The sequence below is a fragment of the Paenibacillus rhizosphaerae genome (assembly GCF_014192015.1).
In the GTDB taxonomy this organism is placed as follows: Bacteria; Bacillota; Bacilli; order Paenibacillales; family Paenibacillaceae; genus Paenibacillus_AQ; species Paenibacillus_AQ rhizosphaerae.
In genome coordinates, this window is the sequence record NZ_JACHXJ010000003.1 from 916,486 (window position 1) to 941,864 (window position 25,379).

General features: G+C 54.1%; 24 protein-coding genes, 6 tRNA genes and 2 riboswitches. Of the genes, 11 read left to right on the forward strand and 19 right to left on the reverse strand.

Features of this window, described 5'->3' with window-relative positions:
* Positions 1 to 9: 9 nt before the first annotated feature.
* The 5 genes from kdpC to FHS19_RS21005 form a co-directional block, all read right to left on the reverse strand.
* Positions 10 to 627 carry a potassium-transporting ATPase subunit KdpC gene (gene kdpC, locus FHS19_RS20985; RefSeq protein WP_183583730.1) on the reverse strand — a complete coding sequence of 206 codons (618 nt, stop codon included), beginning with the start codon at positions 625 to 627 and terminating at the stop codon, positions 10 to 12.
* Positions 628 to 662: 35 nt separating this feature from the next.
* Positions 663 to 2,693: a potassium-transporting ATPase subunit KdpB gene (gene kdpB, locus FHS19_RS20990; protein ID WP_183583731.1), complete on the reverse strand. Its 2,031-nt coding sequence runs from the start codon at positions 2,691 to 2,693 to the stop codon at positions 663 to 665.
* Between the two features lie 16 nt (positions 2,694 to 2,709).
* Positions 2,710 to 4,389, reverse strand: a complete 1,680-nt coding sequence (kdpA, locus tag FHS19_RS20995; protein WP_221224013.1) for a potassium-transporting ATPase subunit KdpA — start codon at positions 4,387 to 4,389, stop codon at positions 2,710 to 2,712.
* Between the two features lie 58 nt (positions 4,390 to 4,447).
* Complete coding sequence (gene kdpF / locus FHS19_RS35745) at positions 4,448 to 4,525, reverse strand: K(+)-transporting ATPase subunit F (protein ID WP_376771945.1); 78 nt, start codon at positions 4,523 to 4,525, stop codon at positions 4,448 to 4,450.
* A 140-nt stretch (positions 4,526 to 4,665) separates the two neighbouring features.
* Positions 4,666 to 5,055 (reverse strand): hypothetical protein, encoded by a 390-nt coding sequence (locus FHS19_RS21005; protein WP_183583733.1) that lies wholly within the window; start codon positions 5,053 to 5,055, stop codon positions 4,666 to 4,668.
* Between the two features lie 136 nt (positions 5,056 to 5,191).
* Positions 5,192 to 5,364: riboswitch (cyclic di-AMP (ydaO/yuaA leader) on the reverse strand.
* 122 nt (positions 5,365 to 5,486) lie between these two features.
* Positions 5,487 to 5,697: riboswitch (cyclic di-AMP (ydaO/yuaA leader) on the reverse strand.
* A gap of 311 nt (positions 5,698 to 6,008) precedes the next feature.
* On the opposite strand from FHS19_RS21005, the gene FHS19_RS21010 reads away from it, so the two are divergent.
* Positions 6,009 to 6,503 (forward strand): glutathione peroxidase, encoded by a 495-nt coding sequence (locus FHS19_RS21010; protein WP_183583734.1) that lies wholly within the window; start codon positions 6,009 to 6,011, stop codon positions 6,501 to 6,503.
* 143 nt (positions 6,504 to 6,646) lie between these two features.
* Here the strand turns inward: FHS19_RS21010 and FHS19_RS21015 are convergent.
* Positions 6,647 to 6,729: transfer RNA gene (locus FHS19_RS21015), tRNA-Leu, on the reverse strand.
* A 261-nt stretch (positions 6,730 to 6,990) separates the two neighbouring features.
* Between FHS19_RS21015 and FHS19_RS21020 the strand changes: the two genes are divergently transcribed.
* A complete protein-coding gene (locus FHS19_RS21020; protein WP_183583735.1) occupies positions 6,991 to 7,650 on the forward strand; it encodes an urease accessory protein UreF in 660 nt (219 codons plus the stop codon).
* A gap of 89 nt (positions 7,651 to 7,739) precedes the next feature.
* Here the strand turns inward: FHS19_RS21020 and FHS19_RS21025 are convergent, their stop codons facing one another.
* The gene (locus FHS19_RS21025; RefSeq protein WP_076173486.1) at positions 7,740 to 8,096 is read right to left on the reverse strand and encodes a helix-turn-helix domain-containing protein; all 357 of its coding nucleotides are present in this window, start codon (positions 8,094 to 8,096) and stop codon (positions 7,740 to 7,742) included.
* Positions 8,097 to 8,341: 245 nt separating this feature from the next.
* Here FHS19_RS21025 and FHS19_RS21030 point away from each other — a divergent pair, with 245 nt between their 5' ends.
* From FHS19_RS21030 to FHS19_RS21050, 5 genes are all read left to right on the forward strand, one after another.
* Positions 8,342 to 8,959, forward strand: a complete 618-nt coding sequence (locus tag FHS19_RS21030; RefSeq protein WP_183583736.1) for a PAS domain-containing protein — start codon at positions 8,342 to 8,344, stop codon at positions 8,957 to 8,959.
* Positions 8,960 to 9,165: 206 nt separating this feature from the next.
* A complete protein-coding gene (locus FHS19_RS21035) occupies positions 9,166 to 9,549 on the forward strand; it encodes a MarR family winged helix-turn-helix transcriptional regulator (protein WP_183583737.1) in 384 nt (127 codons plus the stop codon).
* A 9-nt stretch (positions 9,550 to 9,558) separates the two neighbouring features.
* Positions 9,559 to 10,776, forward strand: a complete 1,218-nt coding sequence (locus tag FHS19_RS21040; protein ID WP_183583738.1) for an MFS transporter — start codon at positions 9,559 to 9,561, stop codon at positions 10,774 to 10,776.
* Between the two features lie 292 nt (positions 10,777 to 11,068).
* Positions 11,069 to 11,908, forward strand: coding sequence for a helix-turn-helix domain-containing protein (locus tag FHS19_RS21045; protein ID WP_183583739.1), 840 nt, complete (start codon positions 11,069 to 11,071; stop codon positions 11,906 to 11,908).
* A gap of 228 nt (positions 11,909 to 12,136) precedes the next feature.
* On the forward strand, positions 12,137 to 14,089 hold the full coding sequence (locus FHS19_RS21050; RefSeq protein ID WP_246426708.1) for an amidase family protein: 1,953 nt from the start codon (positions 12,137 to 12,139) through the stop codon (positions 14,087 to 14,089).
* A 112-nt stretch (positions 14,090 to 14,201) separates the two neighbouring features.
* Here the strand turns inward: FHS19_RS21050 and FHS19_RS21055 are convergent, their stop codons facing one another.
* The 6 genes from FHS19_RS21055 to FHS19_RS21080 form a co-directional block, all read right to left on the reverse strand.
* Complete coding sequence (locus tag FHS19_RS21055) at positions 14,202 to 14,942, reverse strand: SDR family NAD(P)-dependent oxidoreductase (protein ID WP_183583740.1); 741 nt, start codon at positions 14,940 to 14,942, stop codon at positions 14,202 to 14,204.
* 29 nt (positions 14,943 to 14,971) lie between these two features.
* Positions 14,972 to 15,637: an SDR family NAD(P)-dependent oxidoreductase gene (locus FHS19_RS21060; RefSeq protein WP_183583741.1), complete on the reverse strand. Its 666-nt coding sequence runs from the start codon at positions 15,635 to 15,637 to the stop codon at positions 14,972 to 14,974.
* Positions 15,638 to 15,643: 6 nt separating this feature from the next.
* Positions 15,644 to 16,300 carry a ThuA domain-containing protein gene (locus FHS19_RS21065; RefSeq protein WP_183583742.1) on the reverse strand — a complete coding sequence of 219 codons (657 nt, stop codon included), beginning with the start codon at positions 16,298 to 16,300 and terminating at the stop codon, positions 15,644 to 15,646.
* A 148-nt stretch (positions 16,301 to 16,448) separates the two neighbouring features.
* Positions 16,449 to 16,534 (reverse strand) — tRNA-Leu (locus tag FHS19_RS21070).
* Positions 16,535 to 16,563: 29 nt separating this feature from the next.
* Positions 16,564 to 16,639 (reverse strand) — tRNA-Lys (locus tag FHS19_RS21075).
* Between the two features lie 56 nt (positions 16,640 to 16,695).
* Positions 16,696 to 16,770: transfer RNA gene (locus FHS19_RS21080), tRNA-Glu, on the reverse strand.
* A 194-nt stretch (positions 16,771 to 16,964) separates the two neighbouring features.
* Here FHS19_RS21080 and tlp point away from each other — a divergent pair.
* Positions 16,965 to 17,174: a small acid-soluble spore protein Tlp gene (gene tlp / locus FHS19_RS21085; RefSeq protein ID WP_076174820.1), complete on the forward strand. Its 210-nt coding sequence runs from the start codon at positions 16,965 to 16,967 to the stop codon at positions 17,172 to 17,174.
* 163 nt (positions 17,175 to 17,337) lie between these two features.
* On the opposite strand, the gene FHS19_RS21090 is transcribed toward tlp, so the two are convergent.
* The 3 genes from FHS19_RS21090 to FHS19_RS21100 form a co-directional block, all read right to left on the reverse strand.
* Positions 17,338 to 17,426, reverse strand: a tRNA-Ser gene (locus FHS19_RS21090).
* A 7-nt stretch (positions 17,427 to 17,433) separates the two neighbouring features.
* Positions 17,434 to 17,509: transfer RNA gene (locus FHS19_RS21095), tRNA-Asn, on the reverse strand.
* 31 nt (positions 17,510 to 17,540) lie between these two features.
* On the reverse strand, positions 17,541 to 18,020 hold the full coding sequence (locus tag FHS19_RS21100) for a SprT family protein (protein ID WP_183583988.1): 480 nt from the start codon (positions 18,018 to 18,020) through the stop codon (positions 17,541 to 17,543).
* Positions 18,021 to 18,157: 137 nt separating this feature from the next.
* Between FHS19_RS21100 and FHS19_RS21105 the strand changes: the two genes are divergently transcribed.
* Positions 18,158 to 18,511: a hydrolase/acyltransferase gene (locus FHS19_RS21105; RefSeq protein ID WP_183583743.1), complete on the forward strand. Its 354-nt coding sequence runs from the start codon at positions 18,158 to 18,160 to the stop codon at positions 18,509 to 18,511.
* 209 nt (positions 18,512 to 18,720) lie between these two features.
* Complete coding sequence (cmpA, locus tag FHS19_RS21110; protein WP_089549977.1) at positions 18,721 to 18,849, forward strand: cortex morphogenetic protein CmpA; 129 nt, start codon at positions 18,721 to 18,723, stop codon at positions 18,847 to 18,849.
* A 106-nt stretch (positions 18,850 to 18,955) separates the two neighbouring features.
* On the opposite strand, the gene FHS19_RS21115 is transcribed toward cmpA, so the two are convergent.
* Entirely contained in the window at positions 18,956 to 19,444 is a 489-nt protein-coding gene (locus FHS19_RS21115) for a DinB family protein (protein ID WP_183583744.1), read from the reverse strand.
* Between the two features lie 151 nt (positions 19,445 to 19,595).
* Between FHS19_RS21115 and FHS19_RS21120 the strand changes: the two genes are divergently transcribed.
* Positions 19,596 to 20,153, forward strand: a complete 558-nt coding sequence (locus FHS19_RS21120; RefSeq protein WP_183583745.1) for a CGNR zinc finger domain-containing protein — start codon at positions 19,596 to 19,598, stop codon at positions 20,151 to 20,153.
* 195 nt (positions 20,154 to 20,348) lie between these two features.
* Here the strand turns inward: FHS19_RS21120 and FHS19_RS21125 are convergent, their stop codons facing one another.
* Positions 20,349 to 22,547 (reverse strand): Tex family protein, encoded by a 2,199-nt coding sequence (locus FHS19_RS21125; protein WP_183583989.1) that lies wholly within the window; start codon positions 22,545 to 22,547, stop codon positions 20,349 to 20,351.
* A 636-nt stretch (positions 22,548 to 23,183) separates the two neighbouring features.
* Positions 23,184 to 25,373 (reverse strand): alpha-galactosidase, encoded by a 2,190-nt coding sequence (locus tag FHS19_RS21130; protein ID WP_183583746.1) that lies wholly within the window; start codon positions 25,371 to 25,373, stop codon positions 23,184 to 23,186.
* Positions 25,374 to 25,379: the final 6 nt, after the last annotated feature.

A 25,379-nucleotide genomic window follows, 5' to 3' on the forward strand; every position in this document is an offset into this window, starting at 1 on the left:
TTGTCATTGTCAGGACTTGCCAAGCTCACTCAAGGCCAGGTTCAGCTTCAGCACATTGACCCGCTTCTCGCCGAATACGCCGAGGTCCCGGCCCTCCGTGTACCGCTCGACGAGAAGGTTCAGCTCATCGACCGAAACGCCGCGAAGCTTGCTGATCCGCGGTACCTGGGCTTTCGCTGATTCGGGCGTAATATGGGGATCAAGCCCGGAGCCCGAGTTGGTGATCAGGTCCACCGGAAGCTCGCTCACCGGCACGTCCGGGTTGTTCTTTTGCCAATCCGCGATCGAGGCTTGAACCCGCTTCAGCAGCTCGGGATTGGATGGGGCATAGTTGTTCGATCCCGAACCTTCTGCCTGGTAATCAATGCTGGAAACCCGCCCCTGGAAGAAGGAAGGATCCGTAAAGGACTGGCCGATCAGCTCGGAACCCACGACCCTCCCCGTGCTGTCCTTTACCATGCTGCCGTCCGCCTGGCTCGGGAAGATTAGCTGAGCCAAGCCGGTGCACACCAGCGGGTACGCAATCCCGCATAGGACGATCAGCACCAGACTCGTGCGCAGCGCGACACCCCACAAGGAACCGTTCCACTTTTCTTCGCCGACTGCCGTCGTCACCGTCGTTTTCATATCGTATCATCCTTTTTTCAAAATCTTTCGTTTGATCAAATCCACAAATGAACCGCCAGATCAATCAGCTTGATGCCGATAAAAGGCGCAATCACGCCGCCAAGGCCAAAGATCAGCAGGTTGCGGCTGAGCAGGCGCGACGAGCTTATCGGCTTGTAGGCCACTCCTTTCATCGCCAGCGGGATCAGCAGCGGGATAATGACCGCATTGAAAATCAAGGCGCTCAAGATCGCCGAGAGTGGTGAGCCGAGATTCATGACGTTCAACACGTTCATTTCCGGGATGGCAGCCATGAACATCGCGGGGATGATGGCAAAATATTTGGCCACATCGTTTGCGATGCTGAACGTGGTGAGCGCGCCGCGGGTCATCAGCAGCTGCTTGCCGATGGCCACCACCTCGATGATCTTCGTCGGATCGGAATCGAGGTCGACCATGTTCGCCGCTTCCTTCGCGGCCGCCGTGCCGCTGTTCATCGCCAGCCCGACATCGGCCTGTGCCAAGGCCGGCGCGTCGTTCGTGCCGTCGCCGGTCATGGCGACCAGCTTGCCTTCGGCCTGCTCGCGGCGGATGACCGCGATTTTGTCCTCCGGCTTGCTCTCGGCGATAAAGTCGTCGACGCCTGCCTCCCGGGCGATCGTAGCCGCAGTCAGCGGGTTATCGCCGGTACACATGATCGTCTTGATGCCCATCTGCCGGAGCTGGTCAAAGCGTTCCTTCATGCCGGGTTTGACCGTATCCTTCAAATGAATCAACCCGTAAATGCGATTGTCCACGGCGATTGCCAGCGGCGTCCCGCCTTCCGACGCGATTTTATCGGATTCCACATCCAGATCTGCCGGAATACTTCCGCCTTGGGCCAGCACCCAGCGCTTCACCGCGTCCACCGCCCCTTTCCGGACATGACGTCCGTCGGCAAGGTCGATGCCGCTCATCCGCGTCTCCGCCCTGAACTCGATAAACTCTCCGGCCGCTGCCGCCCCCGGATGTACCTCCATCGACTGCTTCTTCACCAGCTCCAGCACGGAGCGGCCTTCCGGCGTCTCGTCTTTAACCGAGCTGACGGCCGCCCAATAGGACGTTTCCGTGTAATCCGCGCCCCCTACCGGAATGAACTGGCTCGCCATCCGGTTACCGAAGGTAATCGTACCCGTTTTATCCAAAATGATCGTGTTGATGTCGCCCGAAGCCTCGACGGCTTTCCCCGACATGGCCAGCACGTTGAACTGGGTGACCCGGTCCATGCCTGCGATGCCGATGGCAGACAGCAGCCCGCCGATCGTCGTCGGGATGAGACACACGAGCAGGGAAATCAGCACCGGGATATCCAGCGAAATGCCGAAATGCTTGGCAATTGGCGCCAGCGTAACGACCACGATCAGAAAAATTAGCGTCAGTGTTGTAAGCAGCGTGTTAAGCGCAATCTCATTAGGCGTCTTCTGCCGCGCGGCTCCTTCAACCAGCGAAATCATCCGGTCCAGGAACGATTCGCCCGGGTCGCTGTTGATCATCACATTGATCTGATCGCTTACGACGCGGGTTCCCCCGGTGACCGAGCTGAAATCGCCGCCGGCTTCTTTGATCACCGGTGCCGATTCGCCGGTAATCGCCGATTCGTCCACCGACGCCAGGCCTTCGACGACTTCCCCGTCACCCGGGATCATCTCGCCTTGGGAGACGATGACGACATCGCCTTTACGCAGCTCGGCCGAACTGACGACCTTGACTTCGCCGCCCACGATTTTGTTCGCCGTCATTTCTTTTTTGCTCTTCTTGAGCGTATCGGCTTGGGCCTTGCCCCGCCCTTCCGCCAGCGCCTCCGCGAAATTCGCGAACAGGACCGTGAAGAGCAGGATCAGAAACACGGTCAGATTAAACCCTATCCGTTCCCCGGTATGAAAATACGAAGGAAAAAGGACCATCAGCAGCACCACGAAGGTGCCCACCTCTACGACGAACATGACCGGATTTTTCATCATTACGGCCGGGTTCAGTTTCATCAAGCTGTCTTTTAGCGCCTGTTTGGCAATGCCGCCAGACAGCAGGCTTTTGCGTTGTCCGCTCATGACTTGTTCCACCTCTTTAGTTCAGTGTCAAAAATTCGGCGACCGGCCCCAATACGAGGACCGGAAGGAAAGTCAGCGCCCCGATCAGCAGCACGGTTCCGGTCAAAATGCCGGCGAACAGCTTGTTGTCGGTCCGGAAAGTGCCTGGAGTCTCGGCGACTTTCTGCTTCACTGCCAGCGAACCCGCAACAGCAAGCAGCGCGATAATCGAAATATAGCGGCCAAGGAGCATCACGAGGCCGGTGCTGACATTCCAGAATACGGTATTGTCCGCCAATCCCTCGAATCCGGAGCCGTTATTCGCCGCCGAGGAGGTGAACTCATAGATCGACTGACTCAAGCTGTGATACGAAGGATTGGAGAAGGCGTCGGTTCCCAGGTGCGTCATAAACGAAATCGCCGTCGGCGCAAGAATAATGAAGGGATGCATCAGGATCGCCACCGCAATCAGCTTCATCTCCCGGGCTTCGATCTTCCGCCCCAGAAATTCCGGCGTCCGGCCGACCATCAGGCCGCAGATAAATACACCGAGAATCGCATACATGATCATATTGACGAAGCCGACCCCCTTGCCGCCGAACACGACGTTCAGCATCATTTCGGCCAGAGGCGCAAGTCCCCCCAGCGGCGTCAGCGTATCATGCATATTGTTGACCGACCCCGTCGTTGCCGCGGTGGTGACGGTCGTAAACAACGCGGACTGCGCGATGCCAAAGCGCACCTCCTTGCCTTCCATACTGCCGCCCGAGCTGTTGATTCCCAATTGGTTGATCAGCGGATTTCCGGCTTTTTCCGAGAAATACGTCAGGCACAGGAACGCTACGAACAGGGTCATCATGACGCTGGAAATCATCCAGCCCTGCTTCTTGTTCCGGGCGAACCGTCCGAACGTGTAAGGCAGCGACGCCGAAATCGTCCACATGCTGAGAATTTCGATCACGTTGGTCAGCGGGCTCGGGTTCTCGAACGGATGGGCCGAGTTGACGCCGAAGAAACCGCCCCCGTTCGTTCCAAGGTGCTTGATCGATTCCAGCGAGGCTACGGGGCCCAGCGGAATCTGCTGCATGCCGCCTCCCAATGTTTGCACGGCCCGCATCGGCTCCAACGTCTGCGGCACTTTGAGCCCGACCAGCAGCAGGGTCACGATGAAGGCGAGCGGCAGGAACAGGCGGACATGCGCCTTGATAAAGTCCTCGAAGAAGTTCCCGAGTCCCTCACCCCTGCGGGTGATGCCGCGCATAAAAGCAATCGCGATGGCAAGACCCGAGGCTGCCGATGTGAACATCATCATCGTGATGACGATCATTTGGCCAAAATAAGACATGCCGCTCTCACCGCTGTAATGCTGGAGGTTCGTGTTCGTCATAAAGCTGATGACCGTATTGAAGGACAGGCTCGCCTCCATATTGCCGATGCCGCTCGGGTTGCCCGGCAGGGCGCCCATCGTCCGGAGCAAAATATAGCTGACCGCCACCAGAACAATATTGGTTGCGATCATGCTGAGCGCGTACTTTTTCCAGTTCATGCTGCCCCGCTGCTTCAGCCCGATGATCCGGTACAGAAATCTCTCCACGCCGCCAAAGATCCGGTCCGTCCGGTTTGGTTCATTGGAGAAAATATGATAAACGTAAGTGCCTACCGGCTTCACAAGCAGCAGGAGCACAAAGATCACGATACAAATTTGCAAAATATCCAAGGCTGGCTTCCCCCTCTTACGAGCATGTTCTGCTATCACCCCATAGGGCCTGGCAGAATTAAAATTTTTCAGGATGGATCAAGGCATAAACCAAATAGACAAACACAAGCACGGCGAATGCTCCAACGACGATCATCGGTCCCTGCCCCCTTCCTCCACCACTCGGCCGCACCAATGAAGAAATAACAAGAACACGCCATAGGTGGCAGCGAGCGCAAGTATCATATATACATCCATCATCGTCTCCGTCTCTCCTTTGCATGGTTGAACTCATCTTTATTTCAATAAAAATCCGACCTCGCCGTTTAAGGTATAAATGATGTGATCGGCTCCAAGCCCCCGGTATATGCCGGGTGAGCTGCCCCTCTGCGTAATGACATATACCGGCTCCGACGTCCAGGGACGACAGATTTGCAAATAGCGGCAGGTCAGGTTAAGGCTGCTTTCAAACAGAAAGATTTTGCCGACCTCCATTTCGGGTACCACCCAATCCTCCGCGTGATTCGTATCGAGCCGAATGATCCGCTGCACCCCCATTTTTCTCAAAAGGCGTTCCTCCTGAGCGCTGTTGGTCAGCACGGCAAACGGCCTTTTCCAATACATCAGCAGCTTGATAAAATTGCGTCCCGCCTCGTTCGGGGCGGTCACGATGACGACGTTGTCCATTTCAAAGGCTCCTCCAATGCGGCAGCCGCGTATACGCAAAAGAAGCCGCAGGGAAAGAAGGACCTTTCCCGCGGCTTCTTGAACACGGACGAATATGAATAGAACGTCCTTTATTCAAAATGCGCACGACAAGTGCTGCCTCTCCCGTTACGCTGACGAGGTTAGCTGTCGGATTCGGGCGTGAGAGTCGCCCTACTTTCCGGTACTTACCGTACCGGAAAGATTCACCCCGGCGGCTTCCATTCCAGTCGGCCGCTGTGGTTCCCCCGCTCCCGGCCGTTTCCGGCCGAAATTAAGCGTTATTGATAAGTGTATGTGATTGTGATGAGTGCTCTCTTTTGTTCCAATAAGCGAAAAAAGGGTAAAAAAAACACAGAGGTCAGCTGATCCCCCTGTGATCCGAAAGTTTATTCGGGTCGCAAGTTTCATCATTCCTCTCTCAAACGACGCTTACGAGGTTAGCTGACGGATTCGAGCGGTGAGAGTCGCTCTACCCGGCTGGATCCATGGCATCCGTAGCCGGGATTCACCCCTGCGGCTGGCAGCAGACCCCCGACTCTCACACCGGTTCGCCGCTCCATGGCACGCGTTTGGTTCCCCCGATTTCCGCGCTATTTTGCGGAAACTCAGCGATTAGTAATGGAAACTGTATTGAATACGCTCTGAATCATACACCCGCTCCTTCCAAGCTGTAAAGGCAGTCTAAAAATCATGAACCGCGAATTTTGGAACATTCAGGCTCTGATTAGCGCTTACATTTTGGCTTTTTGACTTCTACCTCTTTCATGCTCCCGATTTGGAGCGTTTATGAAAACCAGGGCATTCAGGGACACTGGCTCGGCACGGATACCCGCATTGACATTCTAGTTCAATCGTTTAAAATTAAATTGTGTACTTGGTAATGCTTCGGCTGGATGATGATCCATAGCAGCAAAATAAGGAGGAGGATGGCAGTGAGCGTCTATGATTTTCAAGTGAATACACTGCGCGGCAAAGAGGTATCGTTAAAGGAATATGAAGGTGACGTGCTGCTGATCGTGAACACGGCCAGCAAATGCGGATTTACGCCGCAGTTTCGCGGGCTGCAGGAGCTGTACGACGAGTTCCGTGACCATCATTTTCAAATACTCGGCTTTCCGAGCAACCAGTTTGCCAATCAGGAGCCGGGTACCAGCGAGGAGATCGGCGAATTCTGCCAGATGAATTACGGGGTCACGTTCCCGATGTTTGAGAAAATCGACGTCAAAGGCAATAACGCCCATCCGCTGTTTCAATACCTCACCCGGGAAGCGCCGGGCGTGCTCGGCTCGAAAGCGGTCAAGTGGAACTTCACCAAGTTCCTGGTCGATTCCAAGGGCAGAGTCATCAAGCGGTACGCTCCCAAAACAACGCCGGACAAAATCGAAAATGACATCCGTGAGCTGCTGGAATCCAGAAAAAGTGAATAGGCAAAATCCCTGCCCACAATGTGACACTCTTGCTGCGATATGAATGCATTGACTTTGCGGGGACCTGGAAACACAAAAATGCCACTAAGCAAAAAAAGCTTCCCTGGATTTCTCCAAGGAAGCTTTTTTCCTGTGTTCATAGATGCGGTAGAGAGGACTCGAACCTCCACGGGCGTACGCCCACTACCCCCTCAAGATAGCGTGTCTGCCATTCCACCACTACCGCATATTCAAAAGTTCAATTAGCGAACTTTTTTATTATACACAAAATTATACGAATTGTAAAGAGAAAGGCATTAAGCCATTGCATTTGTCATATTATATCACACAAAACCAGCACAAACAGTGGTTAATTCGCCTTTTCATTGACAAATCACTATAATTATGTAATATTAACTTACATATAATAACATTCGTTGATTCAATGTTGTAAATTATGTAATATTTTTTACCATTACAAATGAATGGATATCAGGAGGTGACCGTGTTGAATGACAAAAACACCAAACTGCTCGATTACGTGCAAACGCTGGATAACGACTTGTCGGTTGGAGGCTTCAGCCATGTGTTCGACCTCCAAACCCGGATCGCGGAAGGGCGCATCCAGAGCCAAGAAGATCTGGAAGGGTTCATCCTTCATCCAATGATGAATCGTTTGGTCCGCCAAGACGGCACGGCGATCCAGGCGATTTACGCGGCTGCCGACCAGCGGGATATCCGTCAGATCGCCCGGATTGACCGGTACATCCTGAGCAGAATCGCTGCAAATGAAAATGTTGAGGCGGCAAGCCAACGCGGCAGGAGACTTTTAAAGCTGGCCCAGGCCCTGTACCCCTGGCTCAATCTGAAGGTTCTTGACGAACTCGTCCAAAAGGAGCTGTCTCCCGTCAGCCTGGCCACGGCGCATGCTTATGTCAACTACCAGCTCGGGTCCAGCCGGGACCACACCGTTTACGGCTACATGCAATCGGCGGTCTGCACGTGCATCCAGTTCGCCGCCCGCTCGCTGAGCATCCCGTCTCAAGACGCCAAAGCGCTGGCGGGCAAATGGACGGCTGAAATGGAGCGCGCATGGACAGCGGAGAAAGATTCCCTGCCTACAGACCTTTTTAATATCCAGGAGAACGACTCCCATATCGCCTCGTGATCCCTTTAACAACACCACAAAGGCACTCCGCTCTGCCCTGCTGCAGCGAAGTGCCTTTTCTGTTCCCATGTATGTACTTGACCTTCATCTTACTGATCGCGGGACTGGTTCTTCCGGTATTCCACAAACTTGATGTACTCCTTGATAAACTCCTTTTCGTGATCGGATAGCGGCATTTCGTTTAACTGCCTTCCGTTCTCCCACAGATATGGATCCTGCTGCTCCTTGACCATATACGGCCCCGGTTCCTTGCCCAGAATCAACCAGTCAAGGCTGACGCCAAAAAAGCTCGAAATTTCGATCAATTTATTGGTGCTCGGGGTGGATTTCCCTCTTTTCCAATCACCGAAATTCCCCGTGCTGATATTAAGCTGCTCGCAAAACGATTTTTTGGTCATCCCCTTCTGCTTAATCAATGCCTCAATACGTCCGTAAATGGATTGCATAAAAACCGCCTTCCAGTCATGTCGCAAAAAACGACGCATTTAAGTAATTTTATGCTTGCAATATGACGCAAAAACGTGTATAGTATTCTTTATATTAGGAATTTCCATACCTATGGCTCTTATTGTATCATTAGTCCCTTTCCTAATCCAACCGCCCTGCAATCATTCACTTCATATCTGACGTTACCTTTCCAACGCGATTCGGGCCCGCTTATGACCAATACCAAGACAGGGAGCGACCGCTTTTGCACACACTCGACATTTCTTACCATGAATTGATCCATGCCATGCGGCAATCGATTGCCGTCGTGGATGCCGGAGGACTTATCATTTCAGTGAACCATGCCTGGATTCAAAATGCACATGATGAAGGCGTCCCCCGATCCTTCAACTGGGTTGGTATTAACTTTATGCAAATTGCCGACGCCCTTTCCGGAGAAGACGAACAAGACCTGGACAGACTCCAAGCGGTTTTGAAGGGTATTTCTACATACTATAAGAACGAATTCCGGTCAAGCTGCATTCAGCCCTCCCGCTGGTTTCAGATTGAGGCTTTCCCGCTGCGGAATGACGCCAGGCAGGAGCCCCGGGGAATGATCGTCTGCCTATCGGATATCAGCCGAAGCAAGCAGCTCGAGAACGACTTGATGACCGCCTTATCCCAGATCCGCACTCTACGCGGATTGCTGCCCATCTGCGCCGTCTGTAAACGAATTCGAGATGACGATGACATATGGAATTCCATCGAGAGTTTTTTGCAAAAGCATGCACACACCGAATTCACGCACGATATTTGTCCGGACTGTATACGGCGGCTGTATCCCAAGTACTCGTCCATATTGGATACGCCTACTCACCAGTAGTATTTGCACCAACCCCCAGCCTCTTCCACAACAAAACGCTTCTTCAAAATCATCGTCAACGCACCGCAGCTTTTTTTCGTTGACGTTCTTTGTTCATATCCATATAATTGTTATGACAATTATATTTTGAAGGAGTGTTTTCTCTGACCCGCTTCTCATCTTCGTCTCAAACGATCGGTTTCCGATACGGAAATATGTCCCGCAGAATGTCATCTATTTTTGCAGGCCTGCTTAAGCCTTACGGCATCACACCCGAGCAATGGACCGTGCTGTACCAGGTTCACCTCCAGGAAGGCATTAACCAGAAGGAACTCGCGCTTCGCTCCGGCAAAGACCAGCCCTCCATCACCCGCATTCTCGATGTGCTGGACAAGAAAGATCTGATACAGCGCAAGCCGGATCCGGCTGACCGCCGTGCTTATTTAATCTATGCCACACCGACTGTTCAGGAGCTGATGAAAGAAACGATCCCGATGGAGCTGAAGCTCAATGATGAGCTGATTGCCGGCATTACGGACGAGCAATTGGAGTCGCTGAACGGCATTATGGACCAAATCAATAAAAATATAGACCGAATTTTAATGGAGTAGGAGTCACCTATGAACGACACCCGAGAGAAACTGTGGACACGTGAGTTTATTATGCTTACGCTGTGCAACCTGCTGTTATTTTTAAATTTGCAAATGATCGTATCCCCTCTGTCCGGTTATGTAAAAGAACACTTTCACGCCAGCGCCTTTATGGTCAGCATGTTTACGACCCTCTTCTCGCTGGCTGCGATCGCGGCACGCCTGTATTCCGCCAAAGCTCTGGAGAGAGGCATCCGCAATCAGATCTTATATATCGGTCTTGCCTTGGCACTGCTCGCCACCTTCGGTTATCTGTGGAGCGGCACGATGGCGCTGCTGCTGCTGATGCGGATCGTGTTCGGCGTGGGCTTCGGCATGGGCAGCACGACGCTGCCTACGATGGCATCCGGTATCATACCGGTCCGCAGACTGGGCGAGGGCATGGGCTACTTCGGATTGTCAACGAGCATCGCCCTTTCGCTTGGACCCGTCATCGGGACAGCACTTTTGGAGAACAAAGGGTTCGACACGCTGGTATACGCCACATTAATCGTCATTGCCCTGATCTTCCCGCTGGTCATTCCGCTGACCAAAAAAGTAAAGCCGGCCGCCCCGGCCATTCCGAAAGAATTTACGGCGGTTCCCCAAAAGCAGGGCTTTCCGAAGGCGCTCCTCCTGCCCAGCCTGATGAACCTGCTGATGTCCATTACCTATGGCGGACTGCTCAGTTTCATTAATTTGTTCGGAAAAGAGGCCAGCCTCGCGAACGCATCGCTCTTCTTTCTGTTCAACGCCGCTGCTGTCGTACTGATCCGGCCCATCTCAGGTAAAATTTATGATCGCAAGGGGCATATCGCCCTGCTCATTCCGGCGGCGGTGCTGCTCATTGGAGGGCTATGGCTGCTGTCCTATGCCCATACCACCGGATTTTTGGCCCTGGCCGCCCTGTGCTACGGCCTTGGATTCGGCACGGTTCAGCCAACCCTTCAATCCTGGATGCTGCAGCAGGTTCCTCCTCAAAAGCAAGGACTCGCCAACAGCATGTATTTCAACTCGCTCGACCTTGGCATCGCCGTCGGGGCCATGATTTTGGGCCAGATCGCCCAGTATTCGACTTACGGCGCGATGTATCGTTTCGCATCCTTGTTCCTTGTCCTGTTCATCATCGTATACGCGTTCTATCTTGCCAAACGGGCCAAGAGCAACAACATGCCAAACCGCCATAACGGAACGTCCAAAACTGTATAACCTTTGGCTTGATCGATTCAGCACCTTTCTGCACCCGGCAGAAGGGTGCTTTTTATTTCTTTTACAATCGCGGCCTTAAGTCCCCACCCCACACCTCACTCTACCCGCTTCAGTTCCCCTGAGTTCCTCTTCAGAGTTCCCTAACTCAATACTGAAAAATTAGCAGAAACTAATGTTATATTTTATTACTTATAAGGTTAATTATACTTCCAAATCTATCGACTAGAGAGTAAAATAGTCATATTATCTACCATAAGCCATATTCCTATTTGATTCCGGGGGAGAGATTACGATGAACATGCCGGCCGCATCCACTGCCTTCGAGACGTTTATGCCCGTTCAGCCGGGCTTTGCCAAACATTTTACCGATTACACAGAGCATCGCGACATGTTACCAGACACTCCGCTCCCTGTTCTGTTCTACCAATTCTCGGTCCCGCCAGGCCAATCTGGACGCTGCCCCGTGCTGCCCGGGGGCCATGTCGATATGTTGTTCCCGGTCGGCGGCCCCCCTGCCGATTCCTTGATTCTCGGCAGCGTTCTTTGCCGCCGGGAGGTGCCATTTCGCCCAGGCACGATATACTTCGGTATCCGGCTGCTCCCCGTCTCCCTGGCTCCCGCATTTAAAATTCCGTTAAAACAACTGGTGGACGGATTCACGCCGCTTGCCCGCGCCTTGTCCATTCCGGTCGCCATCATGCAGCAAATCCAGCAGGAAGAGGCCTCTTTTCATCGCAGAATATCCGCATCCCACAGCGGCTTCCGCAAGCTGCTTCATTCTGCGCCATGCACTGAAGCTTCAGTACCGCCGCCATTTTATCAGGCCATCCGGCTTATTATCAAGTCCCGCGGCAATATCACCATAGCCGAGCTCTCGACGGTCATGAACTGCTCAACGCGGAGTTTTCGTTCCCTGTTCGAGGCGTATATAGGCCTCTCCCCCAAGCTGTTCTGCCAAATCATCCGCTATCAATCGGCCGTGGGCAGACTGCTGCATCCATCACGGACGGCTTTTAACGACATTATTTCGGAATACGGCTATTACGACCAGGCTCACTTTATCCACGAGTTCAAAAAATTCAGCAACGAATGTCCCACCCGCTGGATGGTGCAGCTCCTCCGGAAATCATAGTCCAGTCCTATTACGTCAACTTTCCTTACATAAATTCCGTTTTATACAATCCATGTTAACTCTTCTTCAATATAATAGACTCCAATGACGGAGTGAAGGCATTCGTTTATCCCCAGTTTCTGCAGGTTCGTCCTCCATCCTGCGAAGTTTCTCCTGCGGAAATTTCAAACGATGCCTTCCTTCCGCCGAACCGTCAGAATACATAACGCTGTATTGGAGGAGAACGATTTGAAGAGTTTTAAGAGAAATCTATTTACGGTTTTATTCGTTTCCGCTTTATCTCTGACCCCAACACTGGCCTATGCCTCACCAGCCGCTTCCGCAGCAGCTCTAAGCAGCGAGACGGCCGATGCGATGTCCCAGAGCTGGATGCCCAAATCTCTGACCTCCCTTACCGCCAGCAGCAAGCCGATGACCGCCGCTGAGTTTGCCGAAGCGATGAAACTCGCGGCCGAACAAGCCGGGACGGCGGTGAGCCCATCCGGTTCCAACATCAGCGGTACATTGACACGCGAAAAGGCCGCCGTACTGCTGGATTCCGTCATCCATGTCCCTTACGCCGTTACCGCAGACTATCAAGACATTGCCGGAGGCAGTCCGTACAGCAAGGCTATCGCCAATGTCTATACCGCCGGCCTCATGCAGGGCAGCTCTTCCCAAACTTTCGGATATGGCAAGCCGCTGACGCACCGGGAAGCCGCCACGATCATCTACCGCCTGTATCAATATTTGCAGCCGTTCAAGCTGACGGAAGCGACCATCGCGGAGATGCAAAAAGCGATGGAAACCGGCCGGCTGACGTCCGAGGAGCTTGTCCAGCAATATTTGGACCGGATCGCGAAGTACGATGATCAGGGTCCGAAGCTGAACAGCATCATCACCTTGAACGAGAAAGCACTGGACACGGCGAAGCAGCTGGACGCCGAACGTGAAGCCCAAGGGGAGCGCAGCCCGCTGCACGGAATTCCGGTGATCATCAAAGATAACTACAACACCTCCGACATGCCAACCTCTTCCGGAAATATCGGCTTAAAGGATGTGATCCCTCCGGAGGATGCCACACAGGTCAAGGAGCTGCGCGATGCCGGAGCAATCATCATCGGCAAAGCCAACCTGCATGAGTTCGCCTTTGGCTATACGACCGTCAGCTCTTTGGGCGGGCAGACGTTGAATCCTTATGACCCGACCCGCGTACCCGGCGGATCCAGCGGCGGAACCGCAGCCGCAGTAGCCGCGAATCTTGCCGCCGTAGGCATGGGTACCGACACCGGTGGATCGATCCGGATTCCTTCCTCGTTCAACAGCCTGGTCGGCATTCGCCCGACGGTCGGCTTGTCGAGCCGCTACGGCATCGCCCCGCTTGCCCTGACGCAGGATACAGGCGGTCCGATAGCCCGGACCGTGGAGGACGCCGCCTTCATATTGAACGCGACGGCCGGCTATGACCCAAAGGACATCGCAACTGCGAAAAGCGTTGGCTTCGTGCCGAAGGATTATACGGATTATCTCGATAAGGACGGCCTCAAAGGAGCACGGATCGGCATCGTTCGCGAAGTATTCGGAGACGACGCCCAAGTCAACGCAGTTGTGTCCCAAGCCATCGAAGAGATGAAAGCTGCCGGGGCAACGTTGGTAGACAACGTCAAAATTCCGAACTTCGATCTCATCAATAAATATGGGAGCCTAAGCGCTTGGGAGTTCAAGTTCCAATTCAACGACTACCTGAAGTCCCTTGGCGACGCTGCGCCATACAAGTCTTTGGACGAGCTGATCGCTTCAGGCAAATACGATCCATCGATCGAAAAAGCCCTGATCGACCGCAACAATCGTGAATCGCTGGATGCCCAGGAGTACAAGGACATTGTCCTGTTCCGCACTAAGTATGTGCAGGAAGCGGTCCTTAAAATGATGGCGGACAATCATCTGGATGCCCTCATCTTTCCGACCTCATCCAAAACGGCGGTGAAAATCGGCCAGGAACAGGTGGCGGGCGACGCCTTTAAACTAAGCTCCTTTACCGGTTGGCCGACAGTCACCGTACCGGCCGGTTTCACCAGCGACCATCTGCCGGTAGGCATCGATTTCTTCGGTAGAGCTTTCAGCGAGCCGGAGCTGATCAAGCTGGCGTACAGCTTTGAGCAGCACACCCACCACCGCGAAGCTCCGCAAATGACGCCTTAAAAATCATAAATTAAGCGCACCCCCGGCTGCTGTCCGGGCGGACACTTGATCAGGTCCGACCCTTCCAGCGTGCCGCAAGGTGCGCTTTTTTCCTTTTTTCCATATCAGCTTCCTACCATGGCCACTCCCGGCCCAGCCAGTCTCTCATGACCAGCCGGTCCTCCTCCTGCATCCCTTGATCTTCATAGCGGTTCCGCAGAAAATAAGCCACCGCCATGCGCGCCGCATCATCAGCATTCAGATCACCATCCGTATTCAGCTCACCCGACATATAGGATCTGACCCACCCCGGATGGTACAGGCGAAAGGTAAAGCCTTCGGGACGGAGCTCGTCAAACAGGCATTGGACGCCCCGGTTCAGCGCGGTCTTGGACATGCAGTACCCGTACCAGTTATCGCGAAAGCTGCGGTTGATGCTCCCCGCTTCCGAGGACACAAAGCACATGCGCTTTCCGGCACCCGCTCTCAGCAGCGGTACAAATGACTGTGCCATCCGCATCGGGCCAACCGCGTTCACATTGTAAATTTGCAGCAGCTCTTCCTCGACCTGCTCTTCATGAATCGTTCTGGGGTAATGCGTGGCGATCCCCGCATTATTGATCAGTACATCCACCCGACCGGACGTAGCCTCAACCGCCCGGCTGGCTGCCTGAACGCTCTCATCACTGGCTACGTCCAGCGGAATGACATGCAATCGCTCCGGCTCCTTCTGGCTTAACTCTGTCAGTTCCGGCCAATCCGCCAGGTAACTCCCGGCAAAAACGTCCCAGCCCAGCTCCAACAGCCTTTTCGTGATACCAAGCCCTAAACCTCGGTCCGCGCCTGTGACAAAGGCAATTCTGCTCCTGCTCATTCCGTAAGCATCTCCTCTTTTAGCGTCCGTTATAAAGGAACCTCTTGTCCCCGCCAATCCAGCATAACCATCCGCTCTTCATCCTCCCGGGACCCGGTAAAATAAGCAGCCGCCGCTTCAGCCGAAACTTCCGTTTCAGGCTCGGGTCCAGGCTCAAACAACCGGAACGTAAACCCCTTCCTGCCCAGATCCCCATGCAGCATGGTGTACGCCATATGCAGCGCAGCTTTGGACATCGCATATCCTGTCCCTGCCCCCGAAAGGCCAAGCCCCAAACTGCCCTGGACATCGGACAGCAGCGCGATTCTTCGCAGCCCATGATCCATAAGCGGCAGGCATGCCTCGATGACACGAATCGGACCAAGCGCGTTCGCCTGATAATCTTCCAGCACGAGATCCGCCGACATATTAGCGATTCCGGCAGACTCCTTACCTTGGCTGGATAACGTTCCGCACACGAGCAGATCTACCCGGCTGGTTTGCTCCTGTATCCGTTCGACTGCCTGCTGCACTGATTCCCTGGACCTCATATCCATCGTGAAGATATGTATTCGATCCGTATCAAAAGCATCCTGAAACATTTCCACAGAAACGGGACTGCAGGCCATAACGCGCCATCCCTTTTGGGCGAATTCCCGGACAAGCGCACGGCCCCAAGGATGATGGGCTTCCGTAATCAAAACAATCTGGTCCATGACTCGTTATTCTCCTTTCGGCGCTGAGGCGGTCCACGTCAAAGCTTGCTGCAGCAGCTGCTGGTAGCCCGGATGCAGCCATACCGCCAAATTGTGGCCGGGCGTCAGCACGCAAACCCTTCCCCCGCCTTCCATTCGGGTCCATCCGCCCGGCTGCTCCCCATGTCCCGACCGGGTCACCATAAATATGTCCACGTTAGTTGGATCGGTCATATCCATAAAATAATGCTCGTCCTGCACCGTGAAGGCCTGGATTCCCCGGGTAATCTCCGTGTCTTGTACCGGCTCGACCGTGACCGGACACTGCTCCGGATGGTGATGAAAGACTCCGCCGATCAGCCCGCACATGTCTTCCATGTCCGGGTATCCCACCGTACCGGAGTGCAGGACAAGCAGACCGCCGCCTGCGCTGACGTAACGCTGCAGCAGACCCCCGGTTGAGTCGATGATCCACGGATGTTCTTTGACCGCAGAGACCCGGTTGGATTTCGCCAAGATTAGCAAGTCATATTCCGTAAGCAACCGTTCCAGCGAGTCCTGCCATTCGGCATCGGTTTCCAAAATATAATGAAAATCGAACCCTCTTGTCCGCAGCGGCTCCAAGCCTCCCTTCACCACATCGGCCGGATGCCAGTTATCGTCGCATAATACGAGTATGTTCACGATGCTCCCCTCCATTGACAGCGTTTGCAAAATGTATTAATCCCAGTATTCCAGAAACCCGCTTGCCACGCAACCCGGTTCAGTTCTGACGAGGCGGATATAACAAAAAATCCTTGCTCATTCGCAAGGATTGTCATTGTTCAAGTTATGGTGCGGTAGAGAGGACTCGAACCTCCACGGGCGTACGCCCACTACCCCCTCAAGATAGCGTGTCTGCCATTCCACCACTACCGCACATGTAAAGGGAAATGCTATTAAAAAACTGGTGAGCCATGAAGGACTCGAACCTTCGACACCCTGATTAAAAGTCAGGTGCTCTACCAACTGAGCTAATGGCTCTCGATGACCCACAACTTGTGCGCCCATAAGCATAGATGGTACATCATTAATGAAAGTGGTGACCCGTATGGGATTCGAACCCATGTTACCTCCGTGAAAGGGAGGTGTCTTAACCCCTTGACCAACGGGCCATATCGTAACATCACTTTCTTGACGACAAGACTGAGTATAGCATAGAACAAAAAAGGTTGGCAAGCCCTTTTTGTAATATTTTTTTAAAAGGTGTCGTATGCCGTTTCTTCCCCTCTCCCGGGCATAATATCATCCCCTATTAGGCATCCTATACACGTCAATGACATCAACACACGACAAGGAGACAAAATCAATGGCTAAACCAGACGACCGTTCGGATAACGCGGAAAAGATCAAAACCGCCATTATCAACACGCAGGACAACATTAACGAAACCAACGATTATTTGGCCGAACACGCCGAGGAAATTTCCGGACAGGAAGTTCACAACCTTCAGCACAAAAACGCCAAGCGCGAAAGAGCGATTGAAGGAATGCGGGAAGAGTACGAAGACGAAAAATAAAGCTTTGAAGATTCGCACAAACAGCCCCTTTCCGATGATGGATGGGGGTTGTTTGTTGAAAGTCTATGCTCCGACGAGCCCTCCCCGAAGGTCCTCATCCCTTTACGCCAAAAAGCCCCCAGCCGCAAAAGCGGTGGGAGCTTTCTTACGAAGTATATCAAAACGGAGAGAGAGGGATTCGAACCCTCGCACCGCTTACGCAGTCTAACCCCTTAGCAGAGGGTCCCCTTATAGCCACTTGGGTATCTCTCCAAGAAACTGGCTCCCCGAACAGGACTCGAACCTGTGACAACTCGATTAACAGTCGAGTGCTCTACCAACTGAGCTATCAGGGAACGTTGTTATATGGTAACACCAAATAATTTATCATGATTTTGCAGTGGAGTCAAGCTTGCTCAAGCGAAGATTTCCAGCACATTTCCCGCACCGGTAACGGCGGGGATCCACCTTGCGTTTGCGCAGGTACACCATCCCGCATTGGCGGCACACCAGCTGGTACCGGTAAGGCTGCACCTTACGCTCCCGCGCCGAAGGCAGCGACTGACAGTAACGGCTTCCCCCGACCTGCTGCAGCAGCTTTTTAAAATCCGGGTCCCGGTGTTTGTAGCCCCTTCCCATCAGGTGCAGATGGTAATGGCACAATTCGTGTTTGATGATTTTTTCCACTTCCTCCTGCCCGTTCGCTTCGAGCTGATGGGGATTGATCTCGATATGATGGCTTTTCATAAAATAGCGCCCGCCTGTTGTGGACAAACGCCGGTTGAACGTGGCGCGGTGCCTGAAAGGCATGCCGAAGCTTTCCTCCGAAATCCGCTCCACCCATGCTTGCAGCTCTTCATTGCTCATGACGTCCATGAGGTCCTCCTCTGACTGAATTACGGTCTTCGGGGCGGTTGTCCCGAAAGAAACATTCTCTTGAATTATAACTTCCCCATACGCTACACTGACAAGTAGAATGTTATGGAGGGAGATTTTTGCGCCTTATGCCGAAGATGAGATATGTAATTTTACAGAAAAATGCCGACCTCTTTTTTGTGGAAATGCCCGCCGATTACGCTTACCAGCTCAGCGCGCTGAACCTGCGCCTCAATAAGGAAATAGACAAATTGACGGCTTCCGTCGTCCCTGAACTGCCGCTCGCCGTGGCGGAATGCGATCAGCTGGATCTGCTGCAGGAGAATCTGCAAATTCAGGACGGACTTGCCTACATCAACGCACTGGAACAGTCCTTTGCCTCGATCGATGAACAGAGCTATCCCCTCATCGCCCTGCTGACCGAAATCCGTGCCCTTCAAGCCCAACTGGAACAGTGGTACGAGGAGGAAGCAGAGGGCTAGGCGGCCGCAGCGTTGATACCGAAATAGCCATGATCAGAAACTGGGATCGCAGCGAAGAGGAACGTGAAGAGATGCATGATGGGATGCGTTTATAAAAATACATTCCCTCCCCTTGAAGAACCCGGGAAATTCAGGTGAGACCTGCACGCTTTGGGCGTTCTCTCCATATGCTGACCGTAGAGACGGAATGCAAGAGGAGGAGATCACCCTTGCCGCAATGGCTCTGTAATCAGCTGAGGAAGGCGTTTCATAAAAAAGACAGACGCCAGATCAAACTGCTCAACGAATGCTGGTTCTTCTACCGAAACGCCCCGGAAGAAAACTCGGACGCCCGATAAATATTCAGAAATGAAGCCCGCTCCATGCAAACAGGCCGGTACCGTGTACCCGCCTGTTTTTTGCGTTTGGTTTGACGATTTCTATAGTCGGTGTGCTCCTTGTTGCCTACTCAAAGCTTCTCGAAGCCGGCCAGCTCCCTTTCAGCTTGCGAAGCAAAATGATCTGGCCCGTATGGTAGGCGTCATGCATCATGAGGCTGTGAATCAAGCCGGAAAGCGGCCTGTCTCGAAACGGCGCGTTCAGCTCGCTGTCGCTCAAACCGGACAGGAAGCTTCGGATCTCGAGATGGATCCTTTTGAGCCGATCGACCGTCTTCTGCCAAGCTTCGTCCCCATCTTCGACGTTGCTGAACGTCTCATCGTTGCTGGACGCCTTGAAGTCAGGGTTCTCGCCACGCATCCGCTGCAGGTGATATTCCTTGTAATAAAGCAGGTGGTTCACGTTCTCCCAGATCGAGTTGACGGCTTCCCCTTCCGGCTTCCATGCCGCTTCCTCAGCGGTCACGCCGTCCAATGCCGGCACAAGCGGCGGATACCAGCCTTCCTGATCAAAGCATTCATCCCATCTTTGCAGCTGCTCTTGAATTTGGCCCATCTTCAAATCCTCCCTGTCCGGTTTTTTTGTAACGAACTAAAATCAATTTATTAGTTACACCCATAAATTAACACAGTCTATTTCTGCCGGTCAAGTAACTAGCAAAATAATTATTTAGTTGTTACAATGAACCTGAAAGGAAGGATAACGTATGCTTTGGGATGATTTTTTGAACAGCGACTGGCATGATTGGCGGGGCACCGGCAAGTCCGAGGACCGATTGGACCGGCCCGGGTGGCTGCGGGCATGGCTGAAGGAGCAGCATCTGCCTATACTCGATCAGCCGAACCCCCACGAGCTGCAGCAGCTTAAAGAGCTCCGCTCCTTGATCCATGGCATGGTCACCTCCATCGTTCAAGGCGTTTCCCCTGACGCCGAGACTATTGGCAGGCTAAATGACGTCATGTCCGACGGTCCCGTCATTCGGGAGCTGTTCTTCCGGGAAGGCAGCCTGTCCACCGGAAACAGACCGGTCCGCTGGGACTGGCAGCAGGTCATGTCGGACATCGCCGCGTCTTTTGCCGATACGATCGCCAATGGAGAAACGGCAAGAATCCGGATCTGTGACAATCCGGACTGCCTCTGGGTTTATTATGACGATACCCGCAACCGTTCCAAGCGCTACTGCGATGACAAAATGTGCGGGAATCTGATGAAGGTCCGGCGTTTCCGGGCCCGAAAGAAGGCCTCCGAAGATGACCAGCCTTAAATCCGTACAAGCCAAAATCCCGAAGACCGGAAACATTTTTTTCCATTCTTCGGGTGGGTTATAGGATGGAGTCCGGCAGCCGCTCGTGAACCACTAATGAACGCCATGCTGGCCGGAACTCCATATATACCGAGCTTATTAAATCCTTTTCTGGTTATAAATCCGATCTTGTTTACTTACAGTCTAGAGATAAGGTTATTCACCCTGATGCGGGTTGCGCATCGTCAGGCCGACGCGGCCTTTTTTCAAATCGACGTTCAGTACCCATACCGTCACGTTATCGCCGACGGACACCACGTCCATCGGATGCTTGACGTAGCCGCTGCTGAGCTGCGAAATGTGTACGAGCCCATCGCTCTTGATCCCGATGTCCACGAAGGCCCCGAAGTCGATGACATTGCGTACGGTGCCCTGCAGCTCCATGCCAGGGGTCAAATCCTCGATCTTCAGCACGTCCGTCCGGAAAATAGGCAGCGGCAGCTCCTCCCGCGGGTCACGGCCCGGACGCTGAAGGCTCTCCAAAATGTCGCGCAGCGTAGGCACACCGACTTCCAGCACCTCCGCCAGCTTCTCCACGTCCTGACGCCCCAGCAGCTCGGACAGCTCAGGCGTTCCCAGCTTCTCCATGCCGACACCAAGCTCGCGGAACAGACGGTCCACCACCTTGTACGATTCCGGGTGAATCGGGGTGCGGTCGAGCGGGTTATCGCCCTCGGAGATGCGCATAAATCCGATGCACTGCTCGTAGGTTTTGGCTCCCAGCCGCGGCACGTTCTGCAGTTCTTTACGGCTCAAAAACTTTCCGTTGGAATCACGGTATTTCACGATGTTTTTGGCGGTCGTCGCGTTGACGCCGGACACATAAGAGAGCAGCGACGGCGAAGCGGTATTCACGTCGACGCCGACATGGTTGACGGCCGATTCGACAACGGTCTTCAGGCTCTCGTCCAAATGCTTCTGGGAGACGTCATGCTGGTATTGACCGACACCGATCGCCTTCGGCTCGATCTTTACAAGCTCAGCCAGCGGGTCCTGCACGCGGCGGGCGATGGACACCGCACTTCGCTCCGCAACGTCAAGATCCGGGAATTCCTCCTGGGCAAGCTTGGAGGCCGAATACACACTCGCTCCGGCCTCGTTGACGATCAGGTAAGCCAGATCCGGCACGCCGATGTCGCTGATCACTTCTGCCACGAACTGTTCCGTCTCGCGCGAAGCCGTACCGTTGCCGATCACGATCAGCTGGATGCTGTACTTCTTAATCAGCTCGTTGAACTTCGCGGCGGCTTCTTTCTTTTTGTTGTTCGGCGGCGTTGGGTACGTCACCGCCACCTCCAGCAGCTTGCCGGTATCGTCCACAACGGCGAGCTTGCAGCCTGTCCGGTAGGCCGGATCCACCCCGAGGACACAGCGTCCCTTGACCGGCGGCTGCAGCAGCAGGCTGCGCAGGTTGCCGGAGAAGATAGAAATCGCCTGATTCTCCCCTTTCTCGGTCAGCTCAGCGCGGATTTCGCGCTCGATGGAGGGGGCGATCAGCCGTTTGTAAGCATCTTCAATAACGGCCGCGAGAATCGGCTGCACCGTCGAGCTGCCCTTGATGACCTGACGTTCCATGAATTTGTGGATCGACTCCGGCTGCACGTCCAGTCCCACTTTAAGAATATTTTCGCGTTCTCCGCGGTTAATGGCCAAAATGCGGTGAGGCGGCATCTTTTTCGCCAGCTCCCGGTAATTGTAATAGTTCTCGTACACGGACTCCTGCTCGGGATCCTTCGCTTCCGACGTCAGCATCCCATGGTCCATCGTATAACGCCGCACCCAGGCCCGGATGGCCGCATCGTCGGCCAAGTTCTCCGCCAGAATGTCCATCGCGCCGGAGATTGCATCGTCCGCCGTTTCCACGCCCTTTTCGGCATCGACGTATTTGGCGGCTTCCTTATGAACATCCCCCTGCTTCGGCTGGGCCATGATCCACTCGGAGAGCGGCTCGAGCCCCTTTTCCTTGGCGACGCTGGCACGGGTTTTGCGCTTCTGCCGGTATGGACGGTACAGGTCCTCCACTTCCTGGAGCTTGGCCGCCTTCTCGATCGCCGTCTTAAGCTCCCCGGTCAATTTCCCCTGCTCGTCGATAATCCGGATGACCTCACGCTTGCGCTCTTCCAGATTCCGCAGGTAAGTCACGCGCTCCTCGATTCCGCGCAGCTGGTTCTCATCCAATTCCCCGGTCATTTCCTTACGGTAACGGGCGATAAACGGAATCGTATTTCCCTCATCCAACAGTCCCACCGTTGTCCGAATCTGCTTCAGGGACAGCTGCAGCTCCTTGGCAATCTGCTGCACGATCCGCTCCTTTTCCCGCGCCTTCATTTCTTCACCGTTCTGTTCGATAACCATTTCCTTTTCCGTCAAAAGAAATCCCTCTTTCCCATTCGTACTTGCGTTTCCATGTATTCAAACGTTCTCTCATCATCGTCGTCATTAAAACATTCATTTCGTCATCATGTGATTGGTCCACAGACTTGTCCGAGTTAAGAAAAACATCTATCGATGTACCTTCAAAGAAGACAGACCGCGTTTAAATGAAGTTTTTCTTGCAATATCAGGAAAGCAATGGCTCTGGAGTTTATACTTGCTGATATGATTAAAAATCGGCTTGGTCTGGTTTATAAACGCCGGATCCCGCAAACCACGTATACCGAAAATTTCATATCAGTGGAGCGGCTTCCAGCATGCGTTATAGGTATCAGCATCAGCTTGCCTGGCGACAGCCTCTATGGAAAACTGTGAGATCAAACCAAAACTTTAGGCAAATCTACAAAGTTTTCATATCTTATTATCACAAACTTTGAGCCATTTTTCCAGCGGTCATGTTTGGCAGGAGAAAGCTTCCACGCCACGGTAGATTTCTCCTGAAAAAGCAAAAAGAACCTTACCCCATAAACAGGGCAAGGTTCATCATACTGCTGCGGCCTCCATCTGTATAGACCTTTACGTTGGACGGAGGCCGGTTAATTCTGGAAAGGGCCGGACTTAAACGCGCCGGAAGCGGAAAAACTCGCTGTGGTAATCCCCGCGCTCAGCGCCTACCGCGATGCCCGCATACATCAGGGCGTCGCCAGTGTACACCTCGCTTGTGCCCACCAGCGCATAATCTGCGGCAGGGTCGAGGCCCTTCAGCTTGAGGCGGTTCAGCGGCGCGTTGGATTCAGCCAGTACCCGGAAATAGAAGACCGCTGCGATGCTGCCGTCTTCCGCCACGAACATCCAGGCAGTCTCATTGCCTTCAAACGGGCTGAGGAGCCGATACATCTCGCCTGTCTGGACGAGTCCGCGGATTTCTTTATAGAGCGCCACCTGCTGCTTGACGACTTCCTTCTCCTCTTCGGTGAACTTCGTCAAGTCGAGCTCGTAGCCGAAGTTGCCTGACATGGCGACGTAGCCGCGCATGTCGAGCGGTGTGGACCGTCCCACCTGGTGATTCGGAACGGCGGAAATATGCGAGCCCATGGCGCTCACCGGGTAGACGAGGCTGGTGCCATACTGGATGCGCAGACGGGACACCGCATCGGTGTTATCGCTCGTCCACGTTTGCGGCATGTAATAGAGCAGGCCGGGGTCGAAGCGTCCGCCTCCGCCGGAGCAGCTCTCGAACAGGATGTGCGGGAACGCCGACGTGATTCGTTCCATCACTTCATAGAGGCCGAGCATATAGCGATGGGCCGTCTCCCGCTGACGCTCCGGCGGCAGCAGCGCCGAACCGATCTCCGTCATGTTGCGGTTCATATCCCACTTCACGTACGTAATCGGCGCGCTGCTCAGCACCTCCGTCAGCATCCGTACGATTTCCTCGCGCACATCCTGCCGCGAGAAGTCGAGGATCAGCTGCTGGCGGCCTTCCGTGCGGCGCCGATCCGGTACATGCAGGCACCAGTCCGGGTGCTTGCGGTACAGGTCGCTGTCCGGGGAAACCATCTCCGGCTCAAACCACAGGCCGAACTGCATTCCCATGCCCGTCACGCGGTTCACCAGGTCCTCCAGTCCGCCCGGCAGCTTGTTCTTGTCCACCACCCAGTCGCCAAGCGAGGAGTTGTCGCTGTCGCGATGGCCGAACCAGCCGTCGTCCAGAACGAACAGCTCGATCCCGAGCTCTTTGCCTGCCTTGGCGATGTCGACGATTTTATCCGCATTGAACTGGAAGTAAGTCGCCTCCCAGTTGTTGACGAGGATCGGGCGCTCCTTGTCCCGGAACTGGCCGCGGGCCAGACGCTCCCGGTACAGCCGGTGATACGTCCGCGACATGCCTCCTAGTCCTTGGGAGGAATAGACCATAACGGCCTCCGGCGTCTGGAACGCGGCTCCCGGCTCCAGCAGCCAGGTGAAATCGAACGGGTTGATCCCGATCGACAGACGGGTCGTCCGGAACTGGTCCACTTCGGCCTGGGCGATAAAGCTTCCGCTGTACACCAGGCTGAAGCCGTATACCTCGCCGTGGTCTTCATCCGCCCCCGGAGACAGCAGCGCCGCAAACGGGTTCTGCTGGTGGCTGCTGGCCCCGCGACGGCTCTCCACCGCCTGCATGCCGTAGACGACCGGACGGCGCACAACGTCGCGTTCCCGGGTCCAGGCGCCGGACAGCTGCAGCCATTCGTAGTCGGCGCGCAGAAAGTCCACGCTCGCGCTGAGGGCTCTCAGCAGCTCCACCGGCTCGGTACTGTCGTTCACGATTTTTAACGAGCGGGTCAGCGCATCATAAGCTTCCATTACCGTGTACTGCAGCTCCACATGAAGCCCCGACACAGGGTCCTGCATATTTACAAACAGCGTTTCCGCTTCGGACTCGCTCTCCACATACGTCGAAGGAAGCCCCTCCATCCGTGGTTTGCCCTGCTCCACCCGATGCGACACGTACTTGAATTCGGTAACGGTCGAGCCGTCAGGCAGCCGGAATTGTACCAGCGGGTGACGGAAATCGCTCGTTCCGTACACCGGAAGCTCCTGCGGCAGCGTGTCCAGGGAGATCGTACGATCCTCCGGCACCGGATTCGGACTGAAGGAAGCCCGCTCGGTCGTCACGAGCAGCCAGCTCAGGTCAGCGTCACGCAGCCTTTTCCCGTAATAGAGATGGGCGGCATAGCCGGACGGAAGAATCTGAAATACATAGCTTGAACTGCGGGTCTGAAGATGAAATAATTGCTGCTTAGCATCGATATGAATCGCCATAATTCC

Excerpts from the sequence above, each read along its gene's own strand:
- kdpC (WP_183583730.1), bottom strand. The coding sequence starts at position 627 with ATGAAAACGACGGTGACGACGGCAGTCGGCGAAGAAAAGTGGAACGGT.
- kdpB (WP_183583731.1), bottom strand. The coding sequence starts at position 2,693 with ATGAGCGGACAACGCAAAAGCCTGCTGTCTGGCGGCATTGCCAAACAG.
- kdpF (WP_376771945.1), bottom strand. The coding sequence starts at position 4,525 with ATGATCGTCGTTGGAGCATTCGCCGTGCTTGTGTTTGTCTATTTGGTT.
- FHS19_RS21005 (WP_183583733.1), bottom strand. The coding sequence starts at position 5,055 with ATGGACAACGTCGTCATCGTGACCGCCCCGAACGAGGCGGGACGCAAT.
- FHS19_RS21025 (WP_076173486.1), bottom strand. The coding sequence starts at position 8,096 with ATGCAATCCATTTACGGACGTATTGAGGCATTGATTAAGCAGAAGGGG.
- FHS19_RS21035 (WP_183583737.1), top strand. The coding sequence starts at position 9,166 with ATGTCATCTATTTTTGCAGGCCTGCTTAAGCCTTACGGCATCACACCC.
- FHS19_RS21040 (WP_183583738.1), top strand. The coding sequence starts at position 9,559 with ATGAACGACACCCGAGAGAAACTGTGGACACGTGAGTTTATTATGCTT.
- FHS19_RS21045 (WP_183583739.1), top strand. The coding sequence starts at position 11,069 with ATGAACATGCCGGCCGCATCCACTGCCTTCGAGACGTTTATGCCCGTT.
- FHS19_RS21055 (WP_183583740.1), bottom strand. The coding sequence starts at position 14,942 with ATGAGCAGGAGCAGAATTGCCTTTGTCACAGGCGCGGACCGAGGTTTA.
- FHS19_RS21060 (WP_183583741.1), bottom strand. The coding sequence starts at position 15,637 with ATGGACCAGATTGTTTTGATTACGGAAGCCCATCATCCTTGGGGCCGT.
- tlp (WP_076174820.1), top strand. The coding sequence starts at position 16,965 with ATGGCTAAACCAGACGACCGTTCGGATAACGCGGAAAAGATCAAAACC.
- FHS19_RS21100 (WP_183583988.1), bottom strand. The coding sequence starts at position 18,020 with ATGAGCAATGAAGAGCTGCAAGCATGGGTGGAGCGGATTTCGGAGGAA.
- FHS19_RS21105 (WP_183583743.1), top strand. The coding sequence starts at position 18,158 with ATGCCGAAGATGAGATATGTAATTTTACAGAAAAATGCCGACCTCTTT.
- FHS19_RS21115 (WP_183583744.1), bottom strand. The coding sequence starts at position 19,444 with ATGGGCCAAATTCAAGAGCAGCTGCAAAGATGGGATGAATGCTTTGAT.
- FHS19_RS21120 (WP_183583745.1), top strand. The coding sequence starts at position 19,596 with ATGCTTTGGGATGATTTTTTGAACAGCGACTGGCATGATTGGCGGGGC.
- FHS19_RS21125 (WP_183583989.1), bottom strand. The coding sequence starts at position 22,547 with ATGGTTATCGAACAGAACGGTGAAGAAATGAAGGCGCGGGAAAAGGAG.
- FHS19_RS21130 (WP_183583746.1), bottom strand. The coding sequence starts at position 25,373 with ATGGCGATTCATATCGATGCTAAGCAGCAATTATTTCATCTTCAGACC.